Annotated in this window: 4 protein-coding genes; 2 read left to right on the top strand and 2 right to left on the bottom strand. The window is 61.5% G+C overall.

Going from position 1 to position 8,278, the window contains the following annotated elements; translation table 11 throughout:
- Nucleotides 1–346: 346 nt before the first annotated feature.
- Nucleotides 347–1,921 (bottom strand): TnsB C-terminal domain-containing protein, encoded by a 1,575-nt coding sequence (locus ACUH78_RS16955; protein ID WP_445334126.1) that lies wholly within the window; start codon nt 1,919–1,921, stop codon nt 347–349.
- 247 nt (nt 1,922–2,168) lie between these two features.
- Here ACUH78_RS16955 and ACUH78_RS16950 point away from each other — a divergent pair, with 247 nt between their 5' ends.
- Nucleotides 2,169–5,135: a Tn3 family transposase gene (locus tag ACUH78_RS16950; protein WP_445334125.1), complete on the top strand. Its 2,967-nt coding sequence runs from the start codon at nt 2,169–2,171 to the stop codon at nt 5,133–5,135.
- A gap of 122 nt (nt 5,136–5,257) precedes the next feature.
- Nucleotides 5,258–6,403, top strand: coding sequence for a TrbL/VirB6 family protein (locus ACUH78_RS16945; RefSeq protein WP_445334124.1), 1,146 nt, complete (start codon nt 5,258–5,260; stop codon nt 6,401–6,403).
- An 881-nt stretch (nt 6,404–7,284) separates the two neighbouring features.
- Here the strand turns inward: ACUH78_RS16945 and ACUH78_RS16940 are convergent.
- A complete protein-coding gene (locus ACUH78_RS16940; protein WP_445334123.1) occupies nt 7,285–7,989 on the bottom strand; it encodes a class I SAM-dependent methyltransferase in 705 nt (234 codons plus the stop codon).
- Nucleotides 7,990–8,278 lie beyond the last annotated feature (289 nt).

The raw sequence follows: 8,278 nt of genomic DNA, 5'->3' as shown, positions 1-8,278 counted from the left end.
CGCTCAGAAACCCGCCGCTGCACCATCGAGATGACGAATGTCGCTTCCGGGTCGGGTGCCGTCGCGTGCGCAGTGTCAAAGCTGACATGACGAATACGTGAGATGGGTTGATGCTCGCCGTCCGGTCAGGCAGCCGCCCCCCTGCAGGAGTCACAGCAGTTGTATGCCACCCGCCATCCGAGACGTCAGTCGGCCCCGTCCAGACCGGAACAATCTGGACGTGACATCCGGCTGGCATTGCCGTGATCGAAATGGCGGCTAGTGACACGACTGTTGGGTCTACCCCATCGACCGGGCGAGGGACAAGCCACGTTGATCGGCTGACGGAATTTTCGGCGGTTCCGGCTTAGAACCCCGTTTCCGGCGGAACGGGCTTGTCCGGCCGAGCGGATGCCTTGAGGTGTTGTCGACGATCCGCGTCACGCCGCGCCTTGCGTGTGGCCTTCTGCGCGGTGGTCACGATCTCGCGCATCTGGCCGATCATGCGGAACAGCGCCGACTCATCCACCTGTTCGCGCCCTTGCTGCCGCAATTTCGCCAATGCTTGGCGTTGCTCCCAGAGGGTGACAGCCGGGTGCGACAAGGTACGGTAGGGGATTTCCAGATAGTGCTGACCCTCCGGTTCCAGCACCCAGATACGGCTGATGTCGCGCGGGTCGCGCCGAATCAGGAAAGCGGGAAGGCGGTCGCGCCGCGCGATCCACGGCTTGAGCGCGTCGGCGTAGTAGTGGATGTGGTCGATGACGAAGCCGGTTCGGGTCAGCGTCCGGCGGATGATGGGCAGAAAATCGACAAGGAAAGCCGTGGCGCGGGTGACGACGGCGGGTACACCGATGCGCGCCACAGCCTCAGCCCAGCGCGCGGCCGGTGGCTGAAGCAGGCCGTTGTGCACGGAGCCGTGATAGGTGCCGACTGCCAGTGCGAGCCAGCGCTCCAGCTCGCGCAGTGTCAGGGCGGCCATCTTCTCGGAGGCGTACTTCCCGCGTTGGTCGGGATTGGAGAAGGTCGTTCCAGGCAATTCGTCGTGGATCATCTGCATCGCCGTGCCGATAATCCGTTCGACTATGCCACCATAGTGCGGCTGCCCAAGCGGCCGATAGTCCAGCCGGATGCCATGCTGCTCGCAGCCCCGGCGCAGCGCTTCACTCTTGAACTCGGCCGCGTTGTCCAGATAGAGCAGCCTGGGCTTGCCGCTCATTGGCCAATCCATTTCCACGGCCAACCCCTCCAGCCATGGGCGTTTGTCGCAGGTGACATGTGCGAGGCACAGGCCGACCGAGACGGCGGACGGTGCTTCCAGTGTGACTACCATGCCGAGCAGGCAGCGGGTGAACACGTCGATGGCGACGGTGAGGTACGGACGGCCAATCGGTTGCCGGTCGCGTTCGTCCACCACGATCAAGTCGATGACCGTGTGGTCGATCTGCACCTGCGCCAGTGGCGCGGTGACGGCGGGAGGCTCACCGCCGACACCTTGCAGATGGCGGGCCGCATCCTGGCCTTCCCGACGGCGAGCGGCCTCGCGCGGATCGAGGCCGGCGATTCGCAACGCCACGGTGTTGCGAGCCGGCACCCGCAGCTTTTGCGCTTTGCACGCCTGCGCGACCTCGCGGTAGAACGCCGCCAGGCTGCGCTTCTGCTTGGTCAGGAAGCGCTTTTGCAGCAGCTCGCGAATGATGCGTTCGACTGGTTCCGGCAGACGCCCCTTGCCTTTGCCGCCGCCGGATCGGCCGCGAGCCAAGTCCGTCACCAGCCCCGCGCCTTGCCGGGCGCGGCGGATCAGGACATACACCTGCCGCCGGGACAGGCCAAGCGCTTGAGCAGCGGTGTCGGCGGCGTCATGCCCGACCACCTCAAGCGCTGCCAGCGGCCCGATGATTTCTGCTCGGTGCCGGGCTTGCGCCCATGCCGCCTCGGGCAAGGTGGCTACGCCTTGTTCGGTGATCGGTGATGTGTCTGACGCCATGCCCACACCTCGCTTTGGTGCACACGAGTATTGAGCATAGTCGACATTGGTGCAGAGGGCTTCTGATATTGCGCTGTCAGGAGCCGTCTTCACACCTGGCGTTATGCCCCGTCAATTGGTGCAGTCGTCTTCTGAAAATGACAACGCCGGTTGCCTTGGCTGACTGATCACAAACGAACGTTTTCAAGAAGAAGGAAACTGCATGCCCCGCCGTTCGATCCTCTCCGCCGCCGAGCGCGACAGCCTCTTGGCGTTGCCCGATACCCAAGACGAACTCATCCGGCATTACACGTTCAGCGAACCCGACCTGTCACTGATCCGACAGCGGCGCGGCGAGGCCAACCGCCTGGGGGTCGCAGTGCAGTTGTGCTTGCTGCGCTTCCCCGGTCAGGGTCTGCTGCCCGACGCTGCGCTGCCGATGTCCCTGCTGCACTGGATCGGGCGGCAACTGCGGCTCGATCCAGTGTGTTGGCCGCAGTATGCCGAGCGGGAGGAAACCAGGCGTGAACACCTGCTTGAACTGCGCACGTATCTGGGCATGGAGCCGTTCGGCTTGGCGCACTATCGGCAGGCCGTCCATGCCACGACCGACTTGGCCTTGCAGACCGACAAGGGGATCGTGCTGGCCAGCAGCGTCCTCGATTCACTACGGCACCAACACATCATCTTGCCGACGCTCGATGTTGTCGAGCGCATCTGCGCCGAGGCGATCACCCGCGCCAACCGGCGTATCTATGATGCCTTGGCCGAACCGCTGTCGGCCGCGCAGCGCCTCCGCCTCGACGATCTGCTCAAGCGCCGTGACAACGGCAAAACGACCTGGCTGGCCTGGCTACGCCAGTCGCCCGTCAAACCGAATTCGCGGCACATGCTGGAACACATCGAACGCCTCAAGGTGTGGCAGGCGCTCGACCTGCCTTCGGGCATCGAGCGGCTGGTTCACCAGAACCGGCTGCTCAAGATCGCCCGCGAGGGCGGCCAGATGACGCCCGCCGACCTCGCCAAGTTCGAGCCGCAGCGGCGCTATGCGACTCTGGTGGCGCTCGCCATCGAAGGCATGGCCACCGTCACCGATGAAATCATCGACCTGCATGACCGCATCCTGGGCAAGCTGTTCAACGCGGCCAAGAACAAGCATCAGCAGCAGTTCCAGGCGTCCGGCAAGGCGATCAACGCCAAGGTGCGGCTGTTCGGCCGCATCGGCCAGGTGCTGATCGAGGCCAAGCAAGCAGGCCGCGATCCGTTTGCCGCCATCGAGGCCGTCATGTCCTGGGATGCCTTCGCCGAGAGCGTCACCGAGGCACAGAAGCTCGCGCAGCCCGAGGACTTCGATTTCCTGCACCGCATCGGCGAGAGCTACGCCACGCTGCGCCGCTACGCGCCGGAATTCCTCGCCGTGCTCAAGCTGCGGGCCGCACCCGCCGCCAAGGACGTGCTCGACGCCATCGAGGTTTTGCGCGGCATGAACAGCGATAACGCCCGCAAGGTGCCTGCCGACGCGCCGACCGACTTCATCAAGCCGCGCTGGCAGAAGCTGGTGATGACCGACACCGGTATCGACCGGCGCTACTACGAACTATGCGCGCTGTCGGAGATGAAGAACGCTCTGCGCTCCGGCGATATCTGGGTGCAAGGCTCCCGCCAGTTCAAGGATTTCGAGGACTACCTGGTGCCGCCCGCGAAATTCGCCAGCCTCAAACAGGCCAGCGAATTGCCGCTGGCCGTGGCCACCGACTGCGACCAGTACCTGCATGATCGGCTGACGCTGCTGGAAACGCAGCTTGCCACCGTCAACCGGATGGCGCTGGCCAACGCGCTACCGGACGCCATCATCACGGATTCAGGCTTGAAGATTACGCCGCTCGATGCAGCGGTGCCGGACACCGCGCAGGCGCTGATAGACCAGACCGCGATGATTCTGCCGCACGTCAAGATCACCGAACTGCTGCTGGAGGTGGACGAGTGGACGGGCTTCACCCGGCACTTCGCGCACTTGAAATCGGGCGACTTGGCCAAGGACAAGAACCTGTTGCTGACTACGGTCCTTGCCGACGCGATCAACCTGGGCCTGACCAAGATGGCCGAGTCCTGCCCCGGCACGACCTACGCCAAGCTCGCCTGGCTGCAAGCCTGGCACATTCGCGACGAAACCTACTCGACGGCGCTGGCCGATCTTGTCAACGCGCAATTCCGGCATCCCTTCGCCGGGCATTGGGGCGACGGCACCACGTCATCGTCGGACGGGCAGAATTTCCGTACCGGCAGCAAGGCCGAGAGCACCGGCCACGTCAACCCGAAATACGGCAGCAGCCCGGGCCGGACGTTCTATACCCACATTTCCGATCAGTACGCGCCGTTCCACACCAAGGTCGTGAACGTCGGCGTGCGTGATTCGACCTACGTGCTCGACGGCCTGCTATATCACGAATCCGACCTGCGCATCGAGGAACACTACACCGACACGGCGGGCTTCACCGATCACGTCTTCGCGTTAATGCACCTGCTGGGTTTCCGCTTCGCACCGCGCATCCGCGACCTGGGCGACACCAAGCTCTACATCCCGAAGGGCGACGCCGCCTATGACGCGCTGAAACCGATGATCGGCGGCACGCTCAACATCAAGCACGTCCGCGCCCATTGGGATGAAATCCTGCGGCTGGCCACCTCGATCAAGCAGGGCACGGTGACGGCCTCCCTCATGCTCAGGAAGCTCGGCAGCTACCCGCGCCAGAATGGCTTGGCCGTGGCGTTGCGCGAGCTGGGCCGCATCGAGCGCACGTTGTTCATCCTGGACTGGCTACAAAGTATCGAGCTGCGCCGCCGTGTGCATGCCGGGCTGAACAAGGGCGAGGCGCGCAACGCGCTGGCTCGCGCTGTGTTCTTCAACCGCCTGGGTGAAATCCGAGACCGCAGTTTCGAGCAGCAGCGCTACCGCGCTTCCGGCCTCAACCTGGTGACAGCCGCCATCGTGCTGTGGAACACGGTCTATCTGGAACGGGCGGCGAACGCCTTGCGCGGCAACGGCCATACCGTCGATGACGGCCTGTTGCAGTATCTGTCGCCGCTGGGTTGGGAGCACATCAACCTGACCGGTGATTACCTCTGGCGCAGCAGCGCCAAAATCGGCGCAGGCAAGTTTAGGCCACTACGGCCGTTGCAACCGGCTTAGCGTACGATTTTTTCCGTTTTCTGAGGCGCCCCCGACAAGGCACAATCGGCGGTCGATGGTGCCAAGCGCGGCACGCTCAACGTCCAGCCGATGACCGGCATCAAGCTAGGCGGGAAATAATCATGAGCGTGACAACAACCGTTTTTCAGGGGATCGGCGGAACCATCGACAACGCCACGGCAACTTTTGTTAGTTCCGTGTCGTCGGACATGATCGCCACGATTAGCCCCTGGGCAATATCCGGCGCCGCCCTGACGTTCGTGCTGTATGGCTATCTCATCATGGCCGGCAAGATTCAACAGCCCGGCCCGGACTTCCTCATCAAGTCTGTGAAAATCGCCATCATCGGGGCGCTTGCCCTGAATGCGGGCACCTACATGGATTGGGTCGTCGGGACGCTCACGGGCTTGGAAGAGTCCTTGGCGGCAGCGGTCAGCAGCGGCGGCGGTGGATCAATCTATGCCACGCTGGATAGCTCGCTAGGCAAGGGCATGGACATCATCGCGCAATGCCTGGAGCAAGCGAAGGCGTCGGGCTGGACAGAGCTACCTACCGCTATCGGCTGGTATATCTGCGCGGTACTGATCGCCATCGGCTTAACCCTGGTGGTCGTGGTCGGCGGTATTGCGATCATCATGTCAACCATGATGCTCAAGGTATTGTTTGCCATCGGCCCGGTGTTCATCATGTCCTTGATGTTCCCGGTAACGGCGCGATTCTTTGATTCGTGGATGGGCTACGTTCTCAATCACATCCTGATCGTGGTTTTGACGGCGGCCGTGCTGACTCTGGGCGTTACCATCTACGATGCCCAACTTACCAAGGTCGTCGTGGGTGACGGGGATCAAAACCTGCTCCTGGTAGCCTTCGAGTTGGTAATCATCGCGGCCATTCTGTACGCCCTCGTTAAAGGTGCAGCAGGCGCGGCAGCAGCACTAGCCGGCGGCCTCTCAATGGCAGTGATGGGCGTTAGCCAAATGGCAGGCGCAGCACGTACAGCGAGCAGCGTAGCCAAAGGCGCCGGGAAGGCCGGCGCCGCATTGGGACGAGGTTCCTACAACTTGGCAAAAGCCGGCTTCGACAAGCTACGCGGTGGCGGCGAGCAGTTTCGGCAACAATTTCATGGATTACTCCTTACGGTTGGTGAGTTAGTAGTGTTTTCTGATTTTTGGTGGAGTTCATTGGCTTGTTGCGGGCTTTGCTCGAATAGCATCTCGATCAAGCTCATGGGGTCTTTGCCTCTACCTTCTGCCTGGTGGGTGCGGTAGTTAAAGTCCAGATCGATCTTGGACTGTAGGTCGCTGGCATAATCTTTGGGATATTGCGCCTGCTCGATGGCAGGCAGTTCCTTGAAGTGGTCAAGTACGGATTTGAAGAAATTGGTCAGTTTTCCCGTGCTGTTGTATTCGGCCATGGCTTGGGTTGTGACCTTTACACGCCATTCTTCTTCTTGACGATCGGCTTCATAGGAGGCCGCTCTTCGTTCATTGACTGTATAAGTCCCGCTATCGTCATAAATGATGTTCGCCAATTGCTCTCGTGATAAACCGGCAAATGGATTTTTCTCAGAGGTTCCGCCTCTAGCCGCACTATTAACGTACTCCGTCGCCTGCTTGGCTCTGGCCAATAATTCTGGGTCGCTCGTCTTAGGCACTTCACTGTCGTGTTTGGCCTTGTTGGCGAAGTAAGCATCACCCTGTATCTGGCTCAAAGCGGTTTTTGCCTTGTCCGCCAATTCCGAACGGGTGAGTGTCTTATCCCGCTCTTCGGCACGGCTGGCGCTCGCTGCCAGTTGTCGGGCCAGTGTGGAAATCGTCTGTGAGCCACCTTGGGTGCCCGATGTGCCCGAACTTTCCGTAGCGTCGGAAATCGGGTCGGTTGCCGAAGCCGCCTTGAATGCTGCCGCGTTGCCTATCTGGGCTGTGGAATACGAACTAATTGAGCCGATCATAACTGCCTCCGTGAGCCTAGGATCTAGCAATCCAGACCGATAATATCATAACGCCATAAATGACGTCGGATTTTTAGGCGTCAATTCAGTGCATCGAAACTCCCTGCTGCCCAGCGGAGTTCTGCCCAAGGACGTGGCCAAAAACCTCGGCGTGTCCATTCCGATCTTATAACGCTGGATACCAGCCTCCGCGCATGCTTAGCGTACGATTTTTTCCGTTTTCTGAGACGACCCCATCACGAAGACCCTTGGCCGCTGTTGGCTGATCACCTGAACCAACTCGATCGCTTTCGGGTAAGGGATGTGTTCGACGACCTCGGTGAGCAAGACGTCGGCGTCCTCCGGTAGAAGCTGCTTGCCGAACGCGCCTTCCAGCGTTACGTGCTCGATTCCGTCGGCCGCCAGCGCTTTCGCCGCTCGTTCACGTTCCACCCCCTGAGCTTCGAAGCCGATGACACGGTTGTAGCGTGATGCGAGGCGAAGAAGGTAGAAGCCTTTCCCGCAGCCGACGTCGACCAGTGCGCTGCCTTCGCCTGTGAAGTAGGGTTCGATGGCACCGAATCGCTGATCCTGGGTGCCTCCGTAGCAGAGCTCGATACCATGCCCCTGAACTCGCTTCGACCACTTCGCGAAGCATTCTGGGGCTACGAGGATGTCGCGCGAAACAATGTACCGAACGAAATACGGTGCTTCGGCTTCGTCCAGCAGCTTGCACAGTTTCCCGATCTCAGCATCGAGCTCATTGCCGCTCGAGGGCCGCTCGTGTCGAAGCTGGCTCAGGTGCTCGATATGAGCGCAAAGGCGGGAAATCGGATGCTGCTCGCCGGCGGCAGATGGATCGAATCGGGGGAAGAAGCGAGGCAACGCGTCGCGGAGCGGCAACGCCTTATCGGGGTTACGCATCCGACAAGGCCTTGAAGCGAACGCTGTAGAAGAGGGGGTGCCGGGTACCGTCGTCCTGCCCGGCGCAAGAGCAGTCAACCAAGGAGCGCATCGACGGCTGATGCAGTGTGTCTGTGTCGGGTGTCATCACCCCGCCCGACGCGGGAGCAGCAACCATCAAGGAGGGCGCCGATGACTGACGCCAAGAATTCGTGCCGGGAGTCGTCGCCCCGCCCGGCTCGGGGGCAGTTACCAACAAGGAGCGCATCGACGACTGATGCTGTGTGTAAGTGCTGGGACGTCGCCACCT

The sequence above is a fragment of the Thauera sp. ZXT1-4 genome (assembly GCF_052598215.2).
The sequence above is the reverse complement of the archived record's forward strand: the minus strand, read 5'-3'. Positions and strand labels throughout refer to the sequence as shown.